18 protein-coding genes are annotated in these 22276 nt (G+C 36.5%); 4 read left to right on the plus strand and 14 right to left on the minus strand.

The features are described from left to right. Positions 1 to 22: 22 nt before the first annotated feature. The 14 genes from AC27IF_RS12775 to AC27IF_RS12840 all read right to left on the minus strand — a co-directional run bounded on the left by AC27IF_RS12775 (position 23) and on the right by AC27IF_RS12840 (position 17197). Complete coding sequence (locus AC27IF_RS12775) at positions 23 to 1000, minus strand: glycosyltransferase family 2 protein (RefSeq protein ID WP_487054725.1); 978 nt, start codon at positions 998 to 1000, stop codon at positions 23 to 25. Between the two features lie 10 nt (positions 1001 to 1010). Beyond that, on the minus strand, positions 1011 to 2087 hold the full coding sequence (locus AC27IF_RS12780; RefSeq protein WP_487054726.1) for a CDP-glycerol glycerophosphotransferase family protein: 1077 nt from the start codon (positions 2085 to 2087) through the stop codon (positions 1011 to 1013). Next, positions 2077 to 3300, minus strand: coding sequence for a glycosyltransferase (locus AC27IF_RS12785; protein ID WP_487054727.1), 1224 nt, complete (start codon positions 3298 to 3300; stop codon positions 2077 to 2079). Before AC27IF_RS12785 ends, AC27IF_RS12780 begins: the two co-directional genes overlap by 11 nt. An 8-nt stretch (positions 3301 to 3308) precedes the next feature. After that, the gene (locus tag AC27IF_RS12790) at positions 3309 to 4271 is read right to left on the minus strand and encodes a polysaccharide deacetylase family protein (protein ID WP_487054728.1); all 963 of its coding nucleotides are present in this window, start codon (positions 4269 to 4271) and stop codon (positions 3309 to 3311) included. Next, positions 4268 to 5596 carry a putative O-glycosylation ligase, exosortase A system-associated gene (locus AC27IF_RS12795; RefSeq protein ID WP_487054729.1) on the minus strand — a complete coding sequence of 443 codons (1329 nt, stop codon included), beginning with the start codon at positions 5594 to 5596 and terminating at the stop codon, positions 4268 to 4270. The genes AC27IF_RS12790 and AC27IF_RS12795 overlap by 4 nt, the downstream gene beginning before the upstream one ends. 90 nt (positions 5597 to 5686) lie before the next feature. After that, positions 5687 to 6829 carry a glycosyltransferase family 4 protein gene (locus tag AC27IF_RS12800; protein WP_487054730.1) on the minus strand — a complete coding sequence of 381 codons (1143 nt, stop codon included), beginning with the start codon at positions 6827 to 6829 and terminating at the stop codon, positions 5687 to 5689. After that, positions 6829 to 8007: a glycosyltransferase gene (locus tag AC27IF_RS12805; protein WP_487054731.1), complete on the minus strand. Its 1179-nt coding sequence runs from the start codon at positions 8005 to 8007 to the stop codon at positions 6829 to 6831. The genes AC27IF_RS12800 and AC27IF_RS12805 overlap by 1 nt, the downstream gene beginning before the upstream one ends. Then, positions 8004 to 9905 (minus strand): XrtA/PEP-CTERM system amidotransferase, encoded by a 1902-nt coding sequence (locus AC27IF_RS12810; protein WP_487054732.1) that lies wholly within the window; start codon positions 9903 to 9905, stop codon positions 8004 to 8006. Before AC27IF_RS12810 ends, AC27IF_RS12805 begins: the two co-directional genes overlap by 4 nt. A 2-nt stretch (positions 9906 to 9907) precedes the next feature. Next, on the minus strand, positions 9908 to 11038 hold the full coding sequence (locus AC27IF_RS12815) for a TIGR03088 family PEP-CTERM/XrtA system glycosyltransferase (protein ID WP_487054733.1): 1131 nt from the start codon (positions 11036 to 11038) through the stop codon (positions 9908 to 9910). Continuing rightward, positions 11039 to 12490 carry an exosortase A gene (xrtA, locus tag AC27IF_RS12820; RefSeq protein WP_487054734.1) on the minus strand — a complete coding sequence of 484 codons (1452 nt, stop codon included), beginning with the start codon at positions 12488 to 12490 and terminating at the stop codon, positions 11039 to 11041. Next, the gene (locus tag AC27IF_RS12825) at positions 12487 to 13716 is read right to left on the minus strand and encodes a TIGR03087 family PEP-CTERM/XrtA system glycosyltransferase (protein ID WP_487054735.1); all 1230 of its coding nucleotides are present in this window, start codon (positions 13714 to 13716) and stop codon (positions 12487 to 12489) included. The genes xrtA and AC27IF_RS12825 overlap by 4 nt, the downstream gene beginning before the upstream one ends. A gap of 6 nt (positions 13717 to 13722) precedes the next feature. Beyond that, the gene (locus tag AC27IF_RS12830) at positions 13723 to 14790 is read right to left on the minus strand and encodes a FemAB family XrtA/PEP-CTERM system-associated protein (protein ID WP_487054736.1); all 1068 of its coding nucleotides are present in this window, start codon (positions 14788 to 14790) and stop codon (positions 13723 to 13725) included. A gap of 108 nt (positions 14791 to 14898) precedes the next feature. Continuing rightward, a complete protein-coding gene (locus tag AC27IF_RS12835; RefSeq protein WP_487054737.1) occupies positions 14899 to 15753 on the minus strand; it encodes an XrtA system polysaccharide deacetylase in 855 nt (284 codons plus the stop codon). A gap of 40 nt (positions 15754 to 15793) precedes the next feature. Then, positions 15794 to 17197, minus strand: a complete 1404-nt coding sequence (locus AC27IF_RS12840; RefSeq protein WP_487054738.1) for a TIGR03013 family XrtA/PEP-CTERM system glycosyltransferase — start codon at positions 17195 to 17197, stop codon at positions 15794 to 15796. A gap of 279 nt (positions 17198 to 17476) precedes the next feature. Between AC27IF_RS12840 and AC27IF_RS12845 the strand changes: the two genes are divergently transcribed. The 4 genes from AC27IF_RS12845 (at position 17477) to AC27IF_RS12860 (ending at position 22276) form a co-directional block, all read left to right on the plus strand. Then, positions 17477 to 18121 (plus strand): XrtA/PEP-CTERM system exopolysaccharide export protein, encoded by a 645-nt coding sequence (locus tag AC27IF_RS12845; RefSeq protein ID WP_487054739.1) that lies wholly within the window; start codon positions 17477 to 17479, stop codon positions 18119 to 18121. A 128-nt stretch (positions 18122 to 18249) separates the two neighbouring features. After that, a complete protein-coding gene (locus AC27IF_RS12850) occupies positions 18250 to 19836 on the plus strand; it encodes an XrtA system polysaccharide chain length determinant (protein ID WP_487054740.1) in 1587 nt (528 codons plus the stop codon). 3 nt (positions 19837 to 19839) lie between these two features. Continuing rightward, complete coding sequence (locus AC27IF_RS12855) at positions 19840 to 20712, plus strand: XrtA-associated tyrosine autokinase (protein WP_487054741.1); 873 nt, start codon at positions 19840 to 19842, stop codon at positions 20710 to 20712. Then, positions 20672 to 22276, plus strand: coding sequence for a TIGR03016 family PEP-CTERM system-associated outer membrane protein (locus AC27IF_RS12860; protein ID WP_487054742.1), 1605 nt, complete (start codon positions 20672 to 20674; stop codon positions 22274 to 22276). Before AC27IF_RS12855 ends, AC27IF_RS12860 begins: the two co-directional genes overlap by 41 nt.

The following is a 22276-nucleotide window of genomic DNA, read 5'->3' on the forward strand; positions in this document are numbered from 1 at the left end:
AAAAACACTACTTGTCTAAATATTAAGGCCTCTTTTTCAGTTGTAAAACTTCAAGGTAGCATTTAATAATATTAAAGATCATATTAAAGCTCTTATTACTTTTCCAAAGGCTAGCATAAATAGGTACGGCTTCCTTTGGTTTTCCTGATTTCCTTAGCTCGTAACCTAAGTTATACCTATTTTCATAAATTCTCTTTTCAAATAACCCTATTTCTTCTTTACTAAAAAGGTGACTGTATTGCTCAAGTTGTTTATTAAGATAAATATCCACACCTTTGAAGAAATATGAATAATTCTTGGTAACACTTTCTTCATGCTGCCTATATGCCGTTAATGGAGAGTTTATATAAAGAACTTGTTTAGCTGCCATTACAAGCTTTATCCATACATCAGCATCTTCACCAGCATAAAGATTTTCATCAAATAATATCACAGGATCTGATTTTTTAAATACTACAGAGCCTGTGTGCAAAGCAACGGTGTTGAGCATCATGAATTTGTAGAAGGTATTCGACAGTGAATATGCACCTGTAGCTGTATTTGTTAAATACTCTGCCGCATTAGTTAAAAAATTGACGTTCCCTAAGTAACTCCCCTCCATTTGCTTGCCATTTTTATCAATATAAAACATATCATGAAAAATAACGTCAGCTTCTGGAAAGTTATTTATGGTATTTACGACCATTGAAAAACGATTTTTATCCGCAACATCATCTGAGTCTAAAAAGGCTATGTAGTCGCCCTTAGCTTGTTTTAAGCCGGTATTTCTTGCTTTGCTGACACCTTCATTTTTTTTATCTATTAATTTAATTCGGCTATCTCGAGCTTGAAACTTCTGGCAAATAAAAAGCGAATTATCAGTAGAGCCATCATTTACAAAAATAAACTCAATATTTTCATAAGCTTGATTTATTAACGACTCTATTGTTTCAGTCAAATAATGAGCTTGATTGTAAACAGGTACAATAACTGAAATTAAAGGTTTTTTTATATTGTTCATAAATTCACTGCTATTTCATTATTTGAAACATGCAATTTACAAAAGCATGGGTCGATGTACCTACATTAAAGGCGTATTGATTTATAAAACTATTCTGCTCATCTTTTTTCTTATTCGATGAAAGTAAAGATTCAAGCATAGGTAGATCTTCTGCTTGCCAAGATAATACATGGCAAGCATCATAAATATCTGTTAATAAAAATTCAGCCTGACTATATTTATAAAGCGCATCATTGCCATCAAATACTGCAGTTATACCTAAAGACATTGCTTCAAAAAATATCGAGCTAATATCACTTATCACTAATTCACTATTAGCGCAAAGCTCTAATGTTGTGATACCACTGTCAGAGGAGTTTAAGGTAATATTTTGGGATATATCTTTAAAGTAATCTTTACCACCACATAATTCAGGTTTGAATAAATTAGGATGTGGGCTTACGACGACATTCGCAAAATTAATATTAGCTAAAACGGCTAACGCTTTATCTAAAGGTCCAATAAAATCAGAATTACCACACCAACTAGGAGCATAAACTATTGTTTTTTTATCATCATCCAGATTTAGTTTGTTACAAAGATGGCTTTTGTTCTTAACCACTGTATCGGTTATTGGCAGCCCTATCTTTTCTATCGACAAGTGCTTTGATGTCTCAAGTTGAGCCTGATAGGTCGGCTCACAAGCAACAAAACTATAATCATATTTTATTAACTCAGGGCTCACTGCATAATTTAGTTTAGGTCCCATGCCATGACCAAAATAAACTTTAGGACAGGTTATCCACCAAGGTTCCTCGCCAAATTCAGTTGAAATATAGATAGAAATTTTCAAATAGAATGGAATATCAGTTACGCTATTGTAAAGGCTTACTTTTTTATTTTCAGGTAAGGATTCAAACTTACCAATTAATAAAACATGTATGTTTTCGGCTAATAGTAACTCGTCAATTACAGGGCGAAGATGTGTTGCATGGAATGAGTGGGGAGCATAAAAAGCGACATATTTTTTAGTGCTCCATAAGTTGTAAATTCCTGATGATGCTTTATAAAGGAAGCTTTTTTTACTCCATTTAAGATTATTTTCCATTTGATATAACCTGATTCAACAATTGCACCAATTCTTGCGTTTTTACATACCTAGAATATTGCTGCACATTTCCGCGAGAAGAAAAGTTAGTGCTTAATAAGCTTTTTATTCCCTGAGATATTTCATCGACAGTAACAGCGATTACACATCCTTGGGCATTTTCCAGAAGCTCACCTGTGGCACTCATTCTTTTGGTGATACCTAAAATAGGTTTATTGGTTCTAATATATTCATAAGCTTTGCCTGGTATTTGATTTTCAAACAAAGAATCTTGTATTAGTAGTAATGCGCTAATCGTCATCATTTCTTTGAGCGATTCCTTATAAGGCAGCATGCCTCTAAATTCAACCAAGTTTCTTATGCCGAGCTCATTAAGTTTATTATCAAACTGCCCATTATTTACAGCCCCGCGAAAAGCTAAAACAAAATTAGTTTCATCAACAACACCCTCTTTTTTCAACTGGTGTAATGCTTCAAATAATGCCGTTGGATCTCGGCCATTTTCATAGACAGAGCCACTGTGTAATAAAACAAACTTATCATCTAAGTCTTGTTTACTAGCTGTTAAGCCATCAAAGTTGGCTTCATCAAAGCCATTTTCAATCACTTGGAATTTTTTCAATAATTCATTCGGGTATAAGCGATGATACAACTGTGCGGCTCTTGAAGTGGTAAAAACAGCTTTCTCGCAATTTTCTATGGTTTTTTTCTCTATCCATTTAGCAACAGCACTATACTTTTGTACATTACTGTCGTATCGACATTGAAGGGGATCTCGGTAATCAGCCACCCAAGGTATTTTGCTATTTTTTTGCAACTTATAGGCGATATAATGAGCTGTAGAGATAGGGTAAGTTGACCAAATAACTTCCGGTTGATATTTCTTAATTAACTTTTTACCTAATGGAATTGCTGTAATCGCCCAGCTCCACCACTTATCAGGCACCTTGCTCCAGCCAAAGTATTTACCTTTAATAGAGAGGTCTCTAGAGGCATCTAATGCATGACTGCGATAAACTTTTATATTACTACCAACAAGCTGTTCTGGATCAACCCTTTGGTGAACATTTTCATTCACAGTTAAGACTACAGGCTGCCAACCCAACTCACTTAAATACTCAGCAAACTTTAATGTTCTCTGCACCCCTGCACTTTGACAAGGGGGAAAATCTAGCGCGATCATTAATATTGTTTTATTTTTTTGCTTTACCATTAACTTATTTAGCCTTTACCTATAAGGCTATAAGCTAACCTTAAAACAAATTTAATCTCTGTATGATCCCAAGTTGACAAACGCTTCAGTGCAAACTTATCTGCTTGTACGTTATTGATATTGCCGGTATCTGTCGAGAATGCCGCTTTATAGCCGGCTGCTTCTGCCATGCTTTGATGTATGGGTGTGAAGTCTTTAGAGGTTTTTCCATTAGGATAAGCTAAAAACTCTACTTCAGTATTGATAACTGATTCTAACTTTTTTTTACATTCAGTAATTTCATGCTGCGCCACAGAATCCGTTTCTACTTTCAAGATAGGATGATTAACGGTATGAGCTCCTATAGTCATTCCAGCTTCTTTCATTGTAATAATTTGCTGACTATTTAAGAATTGAGGCTCTAGTTTAGGTTTACCCGTAATACTCAATAATTCATCAATTAACAGTTGCCGTTTTTCTAAAGGGTTATATTTAATTGCTTCTAATATTTTCTTCAGTGATGCGAGCTTTTCATTGTAAGTGGTTAATGGGTATGTCTGATCCTGAAATTTAATATATTCTCTGTCTATAGGTATTTGCATAATAGCTTCTGAAACCAACTCGTCCCATAAATACCCTTCTTCAAAGCCAGATGTTGAGATAAAGAAGCTTGCTAAAAGGTTATGTGATTTTAACAAACCAAAAATTGTTTCATAGCTATCAACATAGCCATCATCAACTGTGATAACTATGGCTAAGCTAGGCAACTTATTTTGCTCTACTAATGTTAAAGCTTCTTTTAAATCTAGAACGGTAAAGTATTTCGCCAACCAAGAAAGCTGCTTATTAAATAAAATTTCATCAGTAAAAAGCTGATTCTTTATATTATTTACATTACCTACACGGTGATAGGTTAAAACCCCTAAACGGTTTTTAGTAGTACAAAAAGAAAGTACTTTTAGCACGACTTTCAGGAAAAACTGTAAAATCATCTTCCTGAACCACCGTTTTGATAACGATTATGCATGATTGCAGAAGTAACCCCTAATTCATTTCTTGCCACAATACTACCTAAGCAATGCGTTAAAGCATATAAAGCAAATGACAAGTCAAAATAAGGTAAACTTAGTGCTGCCCCACCGACGCAATAAGCGACTAATGAAACCTTTAGCATCCGAGCCAAACCGATAGCCCACTCATCTTTAGACGACTTCACTATCCAGGATAACTTCCTAAATGTTAATAATATAATAAATAAAAATATGAAAAGACCAATAAACCCATGATCCCCTAATACTTGAAAGTAAATACTGTGAGCTGCCTTAGGAAAGGGAGCTCTATAACTACTTGTATCGACAATAAAATCTAGTTTAGAAAATTCAGGCTCATAGAGGTGCCACATTCCATAGTTTTGTCCGGCTTTAAATCCAGCACCAAATATTGGATTATCCGATGCCATTAATACCGCTTGCTTCCATGCAGCAATACGACCAAGAAAAGAGTCGTCTTGTTGCATATTTTCTATGGTATCCATTCTTTCAAACCAGCTATCAGGCGCAAAGGTAACAGTACCAGCTACTGTTATAGATAACATGAATATAACTATAAGCTTCCGTTTACTTTGGAGGAAGAAGTACCCCCCAACCACTATTAAACCCAGTAACCCACCTCGAGAGAAAGAGCCAACAATAGCAATAGCACTAAATGCAATTGCCCCCATCAAGCCGAGTCTTAAAATTTTATCTTTAGTTTGTGTTAGCAAAAATATTAATAATGGAATGGCCATATTTATCGCCAATGCCAGCTCATTTCTATCTTCTAATCGGCTACCTTCAATACCTCGCAAGGTATGCCCGCCACCACTGATGACATACTTAATCCCTTCGCTAGCACCAAAATAGGAGGCAGATAGAGCAATAGCCCATAAAAAAACGTTAACATGGTGTTTTTCTTTTAAGGTAAGAATACAGAAAATATAGAAGACTATAATCTTCATAAATAGATTCCATTCTCGCCACACTACATCGGGGTTTGAAAGCGTTATAAAACTTGAAATAGTTGCCCAGAAAAAAAACAGAATAATGGTTATGGTTATACCTGATAGATCTGTTTTAATTTTATCTTTATGAATTAAGAATGAAATCAAAGTCGCCAAAGCAATCAATAAGTTATACCTAAGACTAGATGCTATCCCCCAGACCCAACCATTAGGGAAAAACATACCACTCCAGATCCATAAAGAAACACCTATATAAGGGCGTCTAAAAATGAAATAGAGCAATATAGGGAAAACGATTAGCATGAATATATCGCGCATTACTTGTCTTCCTTATCGTTTTTTACTGCCCAATAACAAAGGTAAGTAATAGCAATCAAATTAACCAAAAAAAGTAAACTATCCACTGTATTACCCCTTCGATAACACTGTAAATTCATCAACAATTTTTGTGGCATTAAGCTGCCACAACAACCCTTGTTCTTGAATCGAGTTAAATGAATTTTCACTAATAGCGTCATTTAGTTCAGAGTCAGCTAGTAATAATTCTAATTTGCGTACCATATCGGTTAAATCGTCTGATCGGAATAATAAACCGTTCTTCTCATCTGCAATTAATTCTTTAATATTCTCTGTATCTGGGGCAACTATAGCTAAGCCTTTAGCGAAATATTCCATCATTTTTAAGGGAGACGCCCATGGCGTTACTGCCGGCTGCAACGCTATATCCATTTGATCAAGCCAATATGGCATTTCAGCTCTTTTAACTAAGCCTGTGGATTCAAACTGCTTATCAAAGCCCAAGTCGATGGCCTGTTGCTTCAGCTCTCCAATAACAGGGCCGTCACCAACCACTAAGAAAAATAAATCTTCTCGTTTTGTTTTAGCTAATAATTGCATTACTTTGTCTAATTGGTGCCACTCACGACAAAATCCAACAAAGCCAATAACTAACTTTCCTTTATATTTGTCAGCACGATTACCAATATTTTTAGCTTTAAAAACATTGGTATCAACGCCATTATGCGTTACTGAAATTCTATCTTTAGTCACACCAGCATCAATCAAATAACCCTCAAGAACCTTTGTCACAGGCAAAGTTAAATCAGCTTGGCGCCAGACATAATGCTCACTCCACTTAGCAAGCCAGTTTATTGAAATACCCGTGTAAGTCGAGCGCTCAATATATAACGGAGAGTTCACCTCTAATATAAAAGGCAAATTAAAAAGTTTTTTAGCCCAAATTCCTGAAGGAAGGTACAAATTACAACGCTCATAAATACAATCGGGTTTGTGTTTTATAATGGCTTTACATAACTTGAAGAAATCATAAAAACAGTATGCAAACTCTAGCAACTCAGAAACAAAGTCAGGTAGTTTACTACGTAACTTAGATACCCAACCACCATCACTACCAAAGTCACTGGTTTGTGCAACATTAGGGGCAACCATGATAATTTCATGCCCTTGCGCTAGCAGTTGCTTAGTAATTTCTTCAATATGTACATATTGGCCATCTTTAGAGGCGATTCGATGATGATATAAAATTTTCATTATGTGTTTATTATCCGGTTAAAGATCTCATGTTGACCAGCAGAGGTTGAGTACCAATCAAACTGTTCAGCATACTTTCTTGTTGCCTCTCTACTTGGTAGGCTTTTCAATAATTGGCTAATACCATCTTTAATTGATCCAACATTTCGATCAACTAACACACCTGCTTCTTTACTCGCAACAACTTCAGGCGTACCCCACACTTTAGTTGCTACTACCGGCGTACCTGACGACATTGACTCTAACAATACATTCGCCCAACCTTCGCGGCTAGAGGCTAATATTGTAATATCTGCAGCCCTAAACCATTTATTCAGCGCTTCTTGCGATAAAGCACCGAGAAAAATCACTCTTTCTTCTAAACCTAACCTTTTTACTTGAGCTTGAAGTTTTTTCTCATCAGGGCCATTACCCGCGATGGCTAATGTAACATTATCTAACGATTGAATAGCGTCAATGATCAGGTAATGCCCTTTTCGCTCTATTAACCAACCCACTGACATCACTAATTTAGTGTCTATGTTTAGCTCAGATTTTAATTGTTGCTGCTCAGCACTGTTTGACGGTTTAAATAGTTCCAGATTCACGCCGTTTCTAAGCACTGTAACATCAGCATTATTTGCACCCAAGCTAAGCATTTCATCTTTTAGCGCTTGGCAAACTGTCATCATATGTGCAGCTTTGTTAAATACGGACTGTATCATTTTTCGTGCTTTTGGCTGCTCAGGAATTAAATTAATATCTGTTCCCCTTGCAGTGCAGGTAAACGGAATCTTAAATTTTTCGGCAACTTTTTCAATGGCGACGCCATCAGGGTAAAAATAATGCCCGTCAATGACATCAATTTTTTTATCTTCCTTTTTCAATTTTTTGATAGATTTTGTAATAGCTAACTTCATAAACAAAGGCGTTAAATACATCCCCACTTTAGGTATTACAATATACTTGGGGTGATGTACTTCTATGCCATTTCTAACTTCTTTATCTACAACCCCAGCAAATTTTGCATATTCACCAAATCGAGATGAAGAGAAAGGAAACCAAGGTACTGGCGCAATGACAACGGGTTTAATATCAGGGAAATCTGCAACTAAATTACGCAGGCGGGTTTCAACAAAGATCCCATGTTTAGGATCCTTGTTATTGGGGTATAAACTACTAATGGTTAAGATATTCACTTAGTAGATTCCCTTTCAATAAACTGACCTAACATCATTAATGTCCACAATGACGCGGCATGATCTTTAACCCCGCTAGTGTGTTCAGTAAGCATTTTTTCTACTTTGTCGGTATTAAATATTTTTGTCTCAATAAATGCGGGTGATGTTAATAGCTTTTGTAACTTAATTTTTAATGGACCTCGTAACCATTGTGCTAAAGGAATGCTAAAGCCCATTTTATTACGATATAAGTTATCATGAGGTACGTGAGGTTCAAGGTGTTTCTTAAACACTGCCTTACCTTCACCTTTATTTAGGTTTTGATTCGATGGTACTTTGAAGCCCCACTCAATAAATTTATGATCTAATATTGGTACCCGAACTTCTAAACCATGCGCCATACTGGCACGATCTACTTTGGTATTTATATCACCGGTAATCCAAGTTTTATAATCTAAGTATTGTGCTTCTTTTAAGGGATCATCAAATGATTTACCTTCAAGGGCTTTATTGAATACTTCTGAGGAGTTATAACCATTTAACTTAGCTTTGAATTCATTGCTATAGAGTTTGGCTCTTTCATCTACCCTTAGTTTACTCATACTATTTAAGTAGGCATCACTATTAGAAAGCGCTAAAGATTGAAATGTGGTTTTTGCCCTTAAAAACTGCGGTGCCCAGTCAAGTTTAGGGTAAGCCTTTCCCAACAAACCAAATACCGGTTTACGAATGGACAAAGGTAATTTATCGCGTAATTTTTGCTCTGCCATATGCAGTTTATATCGCCTATAACCCGCAAAAAGTTCATCACCGCCATCACCTGATAATGCAACAGTTACATGTTTTCTTGCTAACTCACATACTCTATAAGTAGGTAGGGCTGAACTATCAGCATAAGGTTCATCATAAATATCAATAAGCTTATCAATTAAATCAAAGTCTTCATGGTTTACCATTTCGACATGGTGATTAGTCTCGTATCTATCAGCAACCAACTTAGCAAAATCAGTTTCGTTAAATTGAGGAACATCAAAACCGATGGAGCAGGTATTAACAGGGCTGTCCTGTAGCTGTGACATCATAGAAACTATGGCGCCTGAATCAACACCACCGGATAAAAAAGCGCCTAAAGGCACTTCTGCCTCCATTCGGATATTCACCGCTTCTTTCAAATGATTTATTAACTCTTTTTCAACTTCTGCCTCAGTTAATTCTTCACTTGCTTGCCATGGAAGATCCCAATACTGAGTTGATACCAGTTTTTCAGGAACATCTCCTTGCTTCAAATGCAAAAAGTGACCGGCCTCTAATTTAAATACATCAGTAAATATTGTTTTTGGATCAGGTACATAGCCGAAGGTTAAATAATCTTCTACGGCTTGTGGGCTGATACTTTTTGAACAAAGAGGGTGCTCACGTAAAACTTTTAATTCTGAGCCAAATATCACACTGCCATCTGACAATAAACTATAGTGCAGCGGCTTAATACCAAGGCGATCACGAGCAACAAATAACTCTTTCTTTTTTTCATCCCAAAGGATAAAGGCAAACATGCCACGGAAATGGTGCACACAATCAACACCCCACTCTTGCCAAGCGTGAACAATAGTTTCGGTATCACTTTTTGTTTGAAAATTATAACCTAATGCAGTTAGCTGCTCGGCAAGTTCATGGTGATTAAAAATTTCACCATTAAATACCACAACAACACTTTTCTCTTCATTGTATAAAGGTTGATGTCCGCCAGCTAAATCAATAACAGACAGTCTTCTATGCCCAAGCCCTACTCCAGATTTAATATGATAACCTTGATCATTTGGACCACGATGCGCTTGCACATTATTCATTGTTTTCAGCAAGTCTGCATCAATGTCAAAGTCGTTGTTAAAACTAAAGATTCCGCTAATACCGCACATGACTATCGACCTAAAGAATTGTTATAAAGGGTTAAGTATTCATTAACCATATTTTTTTCAGAAAAGTTAGCTTCAATAAAAGCACTACCCGTTTTACCATGTTGTTCGATTAAACTGGGCATATTTACATATGCTTTCATTGCTTGGTATAACTGCTCAATATTTTGTTTATCCACCAAATATCCATTTTGCTCATTAGTTATCAACTCAGGTAAACCACCAACACTCGTGGATATAACTGGCAAACTCGATGCCATGGCTTCCAATACGGTCATCGGAATCCCTTCGGCAATGGAAGATAATACAAAGACATCGGCATTAGCAAGTAACTGGGCAATATCGTTTCTTTCCCCGGTGAACTCTATGTTTTCTTCAACGTTAAGCGATTTGGCTAATTGCTGTAATGACGCCATTTGCCCGCCATCACCAACTATCGTTAATTTTACTTCGTTCTCGTGTAAATCTGATTGAGCTAACTTGGCGAATGCAGTGATTAATCCGGCTTGGTCTTTTACTAAATCAAGACGAGCAACATGAATATACTTGATTGTATTATCTTGTTCTCGAAGTTTAGCTGTTCTCTTTCTGTTAAAACTTTCAGTATTGATACCATTACGAATTAATACTATTTTTTTAGATGGAATATCAACTGTGCTTTCAAGCCATTGTGCTAAATCTGTAGAAACAGGTACAAAATAATGAATAAAAGGTGAAACTAACTTACGCAACAAATTATGTTTTTTATTTAAACCATGTGGATCAGAGTTATCTCTTCCATGCTCAGCATGAATATGACCTTTAACTCCCGCCAATTTAGCGATTACATGATATTCAAGCGCGGCTAAGTTATAAGTATGCAAGATAGCGGGCTTAATGCTTCTTAATAAGCTAAATAATCGCCAGTGGCTAGCAAGGTCTTTACCAGATTTTTTATTCAACTGATGTACTTCAACCGACTCATTAAGATGGTTAGCAAAATCTGAAACGTCCGTTAACGAGATGACTACATGTCTGAAGCTATGATCTTGCATGGCATTAATGCAGTTAACCATTACCCGTTCCAGTCCACCAATATCAAAACGATATATAAGGTGCACAATAACGGCTTTATTAGAGTGTTTAATTGAATTCAATTAGTCACCCTTTGCTAAAAGTTGAGCTAAACTTTTCTGTAATTTTTGTTCTAAACTAGGTGAATTAGCTTCCCCGGCAATAAAAACAGCATTTAACTCGCTAAAATCAGACTGCCTGAATAAACTCTGTACCGCCTGCATAAGTTTAACTTTAGTACCTGAAATACTCTTAAAGTTAGCCACTTTATATTGGTATATATAACTAGCGGGTGCGCCTTGAATATTTCTAAGATGCACAATCAAAGCAGGCTCATTAGCAATATTAACTTGCTTTGATTCTATAATTGTCCAAGCATCATGGTTGTGTAATACGTTATCAAAACTTATCAACTCGCCTTGAGTTTGTTTATTACCATAAACTGATTTGAAAATTTCCAAACCTGAGCTGCCTTGAACATGCGAGCGTTCAATACCGTCTTTGAACGTAATACCCCATACAGAACGGTCGATACTTTTACCCGTTAATACCGCTTGTGGGTTTGCGGGCTTATGGATAACAGGAATGGCATGAAATAATGCGAAAGTGACTGCTAACAATATCAGTGCAGTGATACTACTGGTATTTTTGAAAGCAAAATGGGTGCTTTTCGGCTCATTTTCTACACTATGTTTTGATTGTCGTGTTTTGCTAGGGTTAACATCTTTGTCTGCAAAGAGACCACCAATCCAAAACATCAACATGATCACAACACCAAAAAATAACCAACCATAAATTAAATGGTCAACACCGGTGGCATACTTCATATCTGAGTAATAAGCGATAGCAACAATGCCATAAGCTCTAATACCGTTAGCTAAAATAGGTAAAAATAAAGAGAAGCAAATAAAGATAATTTGCTTATGAGTTTTGTTATAGGTGAGATAAGCAAATAAAGTACCTACCGCTAAAGAGGCAATTAAATAACGAATACCTGAGCAGGCCACAGCCACTTCAAACATACCAGTAGGTATCTGAATGTATAAGCCATCAACGTATACAGGTATACCATTTATTTTTAAGAAAACCACCGTAAACCAAGCTGTAACATCTTGCAGCCAAGGAATTAAATTCTCCCCCATTGGCACCGCAAAAATCAAATAAGCGAGTGGAAACTTATAACGCCAAGCAAGTTTATTACCCACCATCAGCCAAACGATACAAATAAGCGAGACGACAGCAGATAATTGCCCCAAGACATTAATGTCTGCGGCATATGAAAATAACCAAACAAATAATGAACCGGCTAATATGGGTAATGGTAACCACGTACTTTGTACTTTGCTTGCTAAAAGGTTTTCTTTATCACGCCATAATAGCCAAATACTGATGGGTAAAATAAAGTAGCCATGTGCAAAAGTATCAGAGCGTGACCAAATAGCTTCCATTCCTAGAATAGCATCTTGGTAAACTATGCCCCATACAAGTAATAAAACTGAAAACAATGCAAGGAAGCGTTTATCGGTTATATTCATGCTATTACTTCCTTATCGACAAAATACTGACCTAATGGCGTTAAAGTTTGCTGCCAAGTAAAATTACCTAATACCCATTGTCTGCTCATTACATCATCACTAGTTTGAGTAAAGAATTTTAGGCACTGTTGGGCGAATTGCGCCTCATCATCAATAATGGCGATATCGTTATTACTTTCGGCATTAATACCTTCCATTGCCATGCTTGAAATGACTATGGCTTTATTTAATGACATAGCCTCTAGCACTTTATTTTGAATACCTCTCGCTATTTGCATGGGTGCGACAACACATTGAGCGTTTGCAATAAAGGGGCGAACATCATGAACACGTCCGGTAACCTCAACACCTGGCAACTGAGCAAGCGCTTTCACTTCGCTGCTGGGGTTGCCACCAACGATACAAAAAATTGCCTTAGGCTCTTGCTTGAGAACCAATGGCCATACTTCTTTAGTAAACCATATTACGGCATCGATATTAGCCCAATAATCCATAGCACCAGTAAACGAAATAAAAGGCGCATTAGGGATTAAAGGCTCTGGTGAAAATTCAGCTTCAGGATCAAAGAAGTCAACATCAACACCGTTTAATAAGCCGTGTACTTTAGCTTGCTCACTTACGGGTTGTCTGTCTCGAAACAGTTTTGCTTCATCAGGAGAAACAAATAAGCTGTGATCAAATTCCGCACAAATTTTATCTTCATAATCTGCTAGCAACTGGTATTCTCGTTGAAAAACCCATTTGGCTAAGCCAGTTTTTTTCTCGGCATATTGACGCCACTTGTCAGAGTCTACATCAACAAAATCAATAACTCGCTTAATTGATTTATAGTCATCGCCTTCACAGTACTGCGCCATAGATGAAGAATAAACAAACACCTTACTGATATTTTCAGTTAACAGAGTGCGGTTACTCCATTGCTGCATACGTTTATCAAAATAATAAGGCAAGGTGATCGGCTTACCTGTTAGTAATGAAGTTAGCCCTTTTAGTTTGGCGAAGGTTTTATTTTGATCTAAATGAAAAATGCTGGCGCAATACTCTTCTAAACCATTAACATATTGTTTATCAAAAGGATCATCGATAAAACAACCTAGATGAATTTCATATTGTTCAGACAGTTTTTTTAAAATATTAAAAGAGCGAATTTTATCGCCTTTATTCGGCGGAAAGGGAATACGGTGGCAAAGGAAAAGTAATGGCTCTTTTTTGTTAGCAGCTGTCATGATGAGTTAGCCTAAATACTTAGACAAGAAAGGGCCAACAATCTGGCTAACTTTTAATGGTAACTTTTGCCACATACTAATAAAAAATTTGTATTTGGGATTATTAGGGCTCAGGTTTGGCAAACTGTCTGCTTTTACTAAATGATAATAATAATGCAGCGGTTTCGGCTCCATACCCCAGTTCTTTTTGTATTTGTATGGACCACTATCATTTTTACTTCGACCAAAATCAAACCATGTTTTACCCTTAGCTTGAGCATGACACATCACTTGATAGTACATGAAATCTGCACTTTTAAGTCCTCGAGCACTATTATTACCGCCACCATAGTAAGGTAGAACCTGCTCGTTAAAATAAAAATTCATTACTGCAGAAGACGGCTGATTATCTTTACTACGAATCACCGTTATGTCGGCGCAATCAGCAAAAGTTTTCATCAAGTTTTCAAAATATCGTTTAGTAAATATTGGCGTACCTAGATTTCGGTAGCTAGTAGCAAGCAATTGATAAAAATCAGAAAAGTCGTTTTGGTATGTTGATTTAGCTGATGAACTATCGCTGATGGAACAAAGTAGTTCATTTTTTAATGAATGACGTATTACCGCTCGCTGCTTTTTCTTAACCCCTGCAAGAATCTTATCGCTATCTTCAGCAAGGTCACAGCCAAAAGTACTATGCACTTGTTTTAACAATAAATTTGACTCTTGAGCATCTTTATAACGTAATTCGAGGTAGTCGACTTGTAGTTGCTCAGCAAGTTGACAAGCTTCTTGCTCTAGCTGTGCGACAATATCTGTAGAATCAGCGATTGCTCCGCCATAAACGCAAAAAGGGGTAGAAATAAGTGCATGACCAAATAATTGGCTTTTCACTTCTACTAAAGGTAAGACCCCTTTTATATTGCCATCATGAATAGCATATAAAAAATAACAAGCATGGTTGAAGCTTTCTTTTATGACGGTATGCCAGCCGCTAAGATGAAAAAAACTCCCTTGTGAATGAGCTTTTACATATTCATCCCACTGAGGAAATAGCGATGATGATAAGTGTTTAATTTCACAATGATTAGTCAAGTTTCCATTCTCTTATTGTTATTTTATAATTTTTCTTATTCGCCTTGTACGCCTATATTTTCTTAAGCATATTTAAGCGCGTTAACATTACACCGTTTATCAATATGATTATTTATTTAAATAAACACTTTTCATGGTGTCCCATTGATAATCTTCCAAAAGGCGTACTACCTTGCCTTCCATACTAGACAAATTCAAGTAATGTCTTAACTTTGATTTTATTGGTGCGCCTTTAACTTTAGGTTGCTGCGGATCTATTTCCCAAGGATGAAAATAAAAACTGTAAGGTTGCTGTTCGGTTTTTAAGTAATTATCAATACGCTTTTTAGAAAGCCAATATGGATAAAGTCGAAAGTAACCACCACCACCAATGCCTGTATTTTGTTCATTTTTTCGCGAAGTTGGGACTGGAATTTCAATAATCCCTTTGCCATTCACTTCTTCTGGTCGAGTATACATAAAACGCGGCCAATCAGGGACGCCGTATAGATCATGCATTATTGGATAAGTACTCGAGCTATATTCAAAACCAAGCTCAATTAAAATATCATAAGCCCAAGTGTTAGTGTCATTAAACGAAAAACTAGGCGCCCGATAACCAATAATTTCCTGGCCGGCAGCATCTTCTAAGATTTGCTTACTTTTACTAACATCTTGGTGAAACTGATCAACACTCATTATCGTTGCTCGTTGATGAGAGTAACCATGACTTGCTAATTCATGTCCTTGATCAACAATAGCCTTAATAAGTGCTGGACAACGTTCAGCTACCCAACCTAAAGTAAAAAACGTACTTTTAATTTGGTACTGCTCAAATAACTCAAGTAAGCGGTAGGTATTTCTCTCGACCCTTAATTCCAGACTTGACCAATCTGCCCGAGTAATACTCTTTTCAAATGCCGATACGTGAAAATAGTCTTCTACATCAACTGTCATCACTTGTTTTATTGGTAAACTACTCATACAACTTAACCATTCATCTCGAGCTTATTTATGAAAATCATTATCTACCCTTACCGAATAAAACAATTTCAACCGTTCTAATCAAAATCAGTAAGTCTAATAAAAAACTACGGTGCTTTATGTAATAAAGATCATACTTAAGCTTCTCAAGAGAGTCTGCTTCCGTTGAGCCATACGGATATTTTAATTGTGCCCAACCAGTTAAACCAGGCTTAACATTATGACGTTCATTAAAGTAAGGTATTGTTTTTATTAACTGCTGAACAAATTGAGGTCGCTCTGGCCTAGGGCCAACAAACCCCATATCACCGCGCATTACATTATAAATTTGTGGTAACTCATCAATTCGATATTTTCGTAAGAAGTTACCGGTTTTGGTTATACGTGGGTCGTCTTCACAAGCCATTTGTGCGCCAAACTTTTCCGCATCTAAACGCATACTTCTAAACTTAACAATATTAAAAGGTTCGCCATCTAGACCCACTCGTTCTTGAAAATAGAACACTGGCGCTTTAAGACCCTCATCTAATTTAATTAAGATGATGGTTATTAACATTACAGGCCAAGTAACAAGTAATAAGAAAAATGCCAGCGTGGCATTAAAAATCCAATCAAGGCTATTACGAAGATAATTAGCTGAGGCAAAGCCGTTAGAATAAATAACCCAACTTGGGTATATCAAGTTCACCGCAATTTGTCCGGTTTCTCGTTCGATAAAATCGAGTATTTCAGTGATCTCTACGCCACGAATCTTACAAGCAAATAACTCATCAACAGGTAGGTTATTACGACGCTCATCGCTGGCAACAACAATTTCATCAATTTCATGCTCTAAAGCATAGTTGACTAGCGAGCCTTCCAAATCGATACGGGTTTCCTCTTTAATGCCTTCTTCAGAATCACCGCCCATTATAATAAAGCCATGTACTGAGAAGTTTTGCCTGTCAACATCACGTCGCATCCTTCTTTCGATAATAGAAGCACGTTCACCTGCCCCCAAAATCAACACTTTACGTTTATTAAAACCAAAAAAGTCGACTTGAAAGGTGAAATATCGAAATGATGCAACCAGCACAACACTGAGCAGTGAAGAAAGAGCGACCATCTCTATAGGCAAAATATTTTGACCGTACAAAGGGTTAAGAAGTGTCAAAATGAAAAAGGCAACGGCGATACACATTAATAATCGACGAAACACTCCGCGGAAATTAACACGTAACTTTGAATTATATAAACCCAGTGCTAAACAACTTAACTGGTTAATAATGGCAAAGACTATCGCATAAATGAAAAAATAGTCATAAGGGATCAGATGTGCATTAATGAAGCCCACTAAACTATTACCGTAATAGGTTAATGGCAGCGCACAAAAAAACAGAATCAATTCCATTAGAATCAATGATTTACTGCTGAGTGATAAATCTTTAAATTTAGGGCTAGACATATGAGGCTAGACTTCCTTCTATTACTACGCTAGAAAACCAGTAAACATTAACCTACCCGACATTAAAGTCAAAATACTTTAATGTCTAAGCTATATCTCACGAGTGTATGTAACGATAGAGTGCGCACACTAATTTTATGAAGAATGATTCTATCAAAATTACTGAAAAAGTTAACGATTAATTTACACAAGTTAAAATGTGTGCATCTACCAAAAAAATACAATACAATCATTGCCAGAAAATAAAAATTAACCATTTGAAGTTAAAAGGGTCGAACCATGGACAAACGTTTTACCGATACACTAAAGATATTTATTGTGCTAGTTTTTGCACAGCTTATCTCAGCATGTAGCACAGGCGCTGATAAAGCACTTAATACCGCAACATTACACCCATCAAATACTGCAGATATCAACTCCTATAAATACCTTATTGGTGCTGGTGATGTATTGAATATTTTTGTCTGGCGAAATCCAGAAGTATCAGGATCATTTATTGTACGTCCTGATGGTATGATCACTACTTCATTAGTAGAAGATATTGCTGTTTCAGGTAAAACTCCTACTGAATTAGCGCGTGAAATTGAAAAAATATTATCCACCTATTTGCGTGATCCTGTTGTTACCGTTACCGTTAATAACTTTGTTGGCCCGTTTAGCGAACAAATTCGAGTTATTGGTGAAGCAGCAAAACCACAAGCGATTAGTTACACTCAGCATATGACTTTACTTGATGTCATGATTCAAGTTGGTGGATTAACTGAATTTGCCGATGGTAATGATGCTGTTTTAGTGAGAATTGAAAACGGTAAACAAATGCAATATGAAATTATGATTGACGAGCTTTTAAAGGATGGTGAAATAGCCGCCAATGTTGATATGTTGCCAGGTGATATCATTATTATTCCTGAAGCATGGTTCTAAAATATTAGTTCACAGATTTAAAGTTGCCTTTAAGCTATCTAGTTTAAAGGCAATTATGGTTAATGAAATATAATTGTATAAGTTTTACAGCCTGTTATTTATAGCAGTCAGGCGATAGAGGTCTAGGAATGCAAGAAATACTTGAAGAGATAATTGATTATCTAAAAGGAATTTGGATAAAACGTAGATATATCATTATCTCTACGTGGCTTATCTGCCCAATTGGTTGGTATTTTGTCGCAGCAATGCCTGATGTATACAAATCAGAAGCACGCGTTTATGTTGATACACAATCATTATTACGACCTTTGTTGCGTGGTCTAACAGTAGAGACCAACCCAAATACACAAATTCGTTTGATGGTGAAAACATTATTAAGTCGTCCTAACCTTGAACGCATATCTCGTATGACCGACTTAGATGTTCAAGCTACTAATACCGAGCAATATGAAGCGATTATTAAAAGACTTAAGAATAATATTAAAATATCTAGTGCTGGTCGAGAGAATATTTACACATTAAAAATTGAAGATAGAGACCCTGAAATGGCAAAGAATATTGTTCAGTCGGCACTGACAGTATTCATTGAAAATACTTTGGGTGAAACTCGTAGTGATTCAGACAGTGCTCAAAAGTTTCTCAACGCACAAATAAAAGAATATGAAAGCCGTTTAAGTGCTGCTGAAGCTAGATTAACTAATTTCAAACAAAAATATAGTGGTGTGTTACCAGGGCAGTCAGGTGGATTTTATAATAAATTAAGTTCCACCAAGGAAAAACTAAAAGCTATTGAACTTGAACTTTTAGAGAATAAAACTAAATTAGCATCGGCTAAAGAGCAATTATCTCAAAATCTTTCAAGTAATACTTCCAATGAAAATAAAATTACCACCGATAGCTCTATAAGAACAACTTTTGATACACGAATCGCAGATCTTGAAACTCAATTAGATAGTTTGAAACTGCGATATACCGATAGACATCCTGATGTAGTTGAAGTATCTCGATCTTTAGAACTATTAAATAAGCAAAGAAGTGCTGAAATTGAAAAATTCCTTGTTGCAGCTAAAGACGGAAATTCAAATTATAGTTCACTTAATAAGAACCCTGTAGTGCAAGAAGTGCAGATTCAAGTCAATCAATTAGAGAACCTAATTGCTTCACTAAATGTACGTGCCGCTGATTACCGTCAGAGAGTTAAAAGCTTAGAAAGTAAAATTCATACCTTACCCGAAATAGAAGCAGAATTAGTTGCTTTAAATCGTGGCTATAAAATTACCAAAGGTAAATATGAAGAGCTATTGTCTCGCAAAGAAACTGCACAACTAGCTCAGCAAGCAGATGAAACAACTGATAAAATTCAATTCCGTGTCATTGATCCACCTAGAGCAGCAACTGAACCTTCGGGTCCTGCGCGTTTTGTTTTCTTTGGCGCTATAGCGGTATTGGGCGTTGGTGTTGGTATGGCATTATCACTACTTATGAGTCAACTAACCCCAATAGCCACTTCGACAACTCAACTAAATAAGGCAACAGGTGTACCAGTATTTGGTGTCGTTTCTGCCAACCAAAACCTAGGCCTGCAAAAATGGAATAAACGTAAAACATTGATATTTATAGGTTCAAATTTATTACTGTTATGTGTATTAATGATGTTTATGAGTTATTTTTTATTTCCTGATGCTATTCAAGCACCACTAAAAAGGATGTTTTAAGCTGTGAGTACTATTGAAAAAGCATTAGCTAAACAAAAAGAAGCTTCGCAAAACAAATTTCCTGTTTCCGATGCTGTGACACCAAAAGAAACGCTTGCTCCTGCAACGGCGAAGACTCCTATCAGCTCAGAAAGTAAAGGTGAAATTAAACTTAATGGTGACCGTTTAACTGAACGTGGCTTTATTTATAGCCCGGACAGCGCACATCATATCCAAGAAGAGTTTCGTCATATTAAGCGTAAATTGTTAAATAATGCTTTTGGTCCTGCAGCCAAAACGTTGAAACACAGCAACTTAATCATGGTAAGTAGCTCCAACCCTAATGAAGGTAAAACTTTTATTTCAATCAACTTGGCACTAAGTATCGCCCTTGAGCAAGATAAAACTGTTTTATTAGTGGATGCTGATGTTCTTAGACCCAGCTTGCATAGAGAGCTAGAGTTTGAGAGTAAAAAAGGATTACTTGAATATTTATTAGCTGAGGTAAACTCTTTAAGTGAGGTTATTTACAACACGAATATCCCTAACCTTAAATTAATTCCTGCAGGTAAACCACACCATTTAACCAATGAGCTACTAGCGAGTGAGCGCATGGTTGAATTAGCGCAAGAGTTAGCGCAACGTTATCCTGATAGACTTGTTATTTTTGATTGCCCTCCTATTTTAGGAGTAACAGAAACACCGGTATTATCAGATTTAGTGGGACAAGCTGTAGTCGTAGTAGAAGAATCTAAAACAAAAATAGATGATGTAAAGCGGGCGGTGTCACAACTTAATGAAGATATCGCCATTGGCTGCGTCATGAATAAGACGATAAGATCGAAAAAGGATGTATATGGCTATTATGGCTATGGTTACGGTAAAAAGAATCAATAAAAGTGCCGTTAAAAAGCTAGGTTTATTATTCCCTCTCGCTCTAGCCTCATCTTGTGCTATGGCAGGAGAGTGGACTTTTAAGCCAAACTTAGGTTTAACTGAAACCTATAGTGATAATGTTGAGTTAACACCAAGCAATCATCAATCGAGTGTTGTAAGTCAGTTTATTGCTGGTATAGATGCAAAATTCAAGTCTCGTGAAGTCGACTTTTCCTTTTCTGGAACAGAAACTTTAGCAGCCTATAGTCATGATAGTGACTTAAATGACGACTATCAAACCGCAAGCGTTGATGGTGCATTTTCTTTGTGGCGTAATGGACCTAAACTAGTTGCCACATCTCGCTTAACAAATATCAGTCAAAATAGTTCAAACAACTCTCTTGCAGACCTTGTTTCGGGTGATACCATCCAGCAAAGAATGCATACTGCAGGCTTTCAATATCAAACAGCCAATAGCGATCATCAATTTAAAGGTAGCTTAATATATAATTTGACTGAAACTGAAGATAATATTGGTGAGAGCCAAGGTTATTCTGCCATTATTAATAGTCAAAATGGTAATGCTGCCCGTAATGTTTTTTGGTCTTTAAATGGCTTATACAGCCATAGGGAGAACTCTACATCAACTGGTACTAATTACAATTTAGAAGCACAAGTTGGCGCAATAACCTCCTTAAAATTGAACCCTTTTGTTCGCTTTTATGATGAAGATATTAGTGGCACCGCTGCCGGAACAGACCAATCAACAACCAGTTCATGGGGGCCAGGTATACGCTGGCAAGCTTCTCAGCATTTGTATTTTGATGTTTCTTATAATTATGTTGCTGACAAAAAAGCAAGTGATGATTACATTGCCGCAAATATTAACTGGCAACCTTCACAAAGAACTTCTTTAGTGGCCGGTTATAGTAAACAGTTTTTTGGTGACTCATATAATCTTGATTTTTCTCATAGAACCAAGAGGCTGCACAATAAGATATCTTACCATGAAACCATAGAAATCTATGATCGAGATAGTTTTGAAGAAGTTGAATTAGGTGAGTTTTGGTGCCCTGTAGGTGGTCCATTTGATTCAACAACTTGTTCACCTTCATCACAACCGCCTAGTGATACCTCTGGCTACATCTTAGTACCCTTATCAGGTTTAGAGCCTGTTGAGAGTAATGATTTCACACTAAATAAGCGTTTAGCGTGGAACTCAACATTATCTTTATCTAGAACAACCTTCGCTCTTGATATTGCAACAAGAGAGCGTGAAAATTTAAGCACGGGTAATATTGATGATCATTTTGATTTCAGTTTATCTGCCACAAGAAAGCTGAGCCCGAGAAGTAGTTTAAAATTATTAACTAGCTACCGCGAAGCTATTTACGGTGAAAACTCCATCACTAATAACCTTCGACAAGAAGATATATATAAAACAGTGTCTGCTACATACAATAGAGGGCTTGCTTCCTCTTTATCGGCTTATATTACCCTTCAATATCTAGAGCGCGAATCTAGCCAAGCGACACTCACTTACGAAGAAGTTCGCGCCTACATTAATATTACAAAAGATTTTTAA

It is taken from the genome of Colwellia sp. KS18-150 (assembly GCF_057551365.1).

What these genes read in the sequence shown, in the direction of transcription:
- AC27IF_RS12775 (WP_487054725.1), bottom strand. Translation starts at nt 1,000, where the DNA reads ATGAACAATATAAAAAAACCTTTAATTTCAGTTATTGTACCTGTTTAC.
- AC27IF_RS12780 (WP_487054726.1), bottom strand. Translation starts at nt 2,087, where the DNA reads ATGGAAAATAATCTTAAATGGAGTAAAAAAAGCTTCCTTTATAAAGCA.
- AC27IF_RS12785 (WP_487054727.1), bottom strand. Translation starts at nt 3,300, where the DNA reads ATGGTAAAGCAAAAAAATAAAACAATATTAATGATCGCGCTAGATTTT.
- AC27IF_RS12790 (WP_487054728.1), bottom strand. Translation starts at nt 4,271, where the DNA reads ATGATTTTACAGTTTTTCCTGAAAGTCGTGCTAAAAGTACTTTCTTTT.
- AC27IF_RS12795 (WP_487054729.1), bottom strand. Translation starts at nt 5,596, where the DNA reads ATGCGCGATATATTCATGCTAATCGTTTTCCCTATATTGCTCTATTTC.
- AC27IF_RS12800 (WP_487054730.1), bottom strand. Translation starts at nt 6,829, where the DNA reads ATGAAAATTTTATATCATCATCGAATCGCCTCTAAAGATGGCCAATAT.
- AC27IF_RS12810 (WP_487054732.1), bottom strand. Translation starts at nt 9,905, where the DNA reads ATGTGCGGTATTAGCGGAATCTTTAGTTTTAACAACGACTTTGACATT.
- xrtA (WP_487054734.1), bottom strand. Translation starts at nt 12,490, where the DNA reads ATGAATATAACCGATAAACGCTTCCTTGCATTGTTTTCAGTTTTATTA.
- AC27IF_RS12825 (WP_487054735.1), bottom strand. Translation starts at nt 13,716, where the DNA reads ATGACAGCTGCTAACAAAAAAGAGCCATTACTTTTCCTTTGCCACCGT.
- AC27IF_RS12835 (WP_487054737.1), bottom strand. Translation starts at nt 15,753, where the DNA reads ATGAGTAGTTTACCAATAAAACAAGTGATGACAGTTGATGTAGAAGAC.
- AC27IF_RS12840 (WP_487054738.1), bottom strand. Translation starts at nt 17,197, where the DNA reads ATGTCTAGCCCTAAATTTAAAGATTTATCACTCAGCAGTAAATCATTG.
- AC27IF_RS12845 (WP_487054739.1), top strand. Translation starts at nt 17,477, where the DNA reads ATGGACAAACGTTTTACCGATACACTAAAGATATTTATTGTGCTAGTT.
- AC27IF_RS12850 (WP_487054740.1), top strand. Translation starts at nt 18,250, where the DNA reads ATGCAAGAAATACTTGAAGAGATAATTGATTATCTAAAAGGAATTTGG.
- AC27IF_RS12860 (WP_487054742.1), top strand. Translation starts at nt 20,672, where the DNA reads ATGGCTATTATGGCTATGGTTACGGTAAAAAGAATCAATAAAAGTGCC.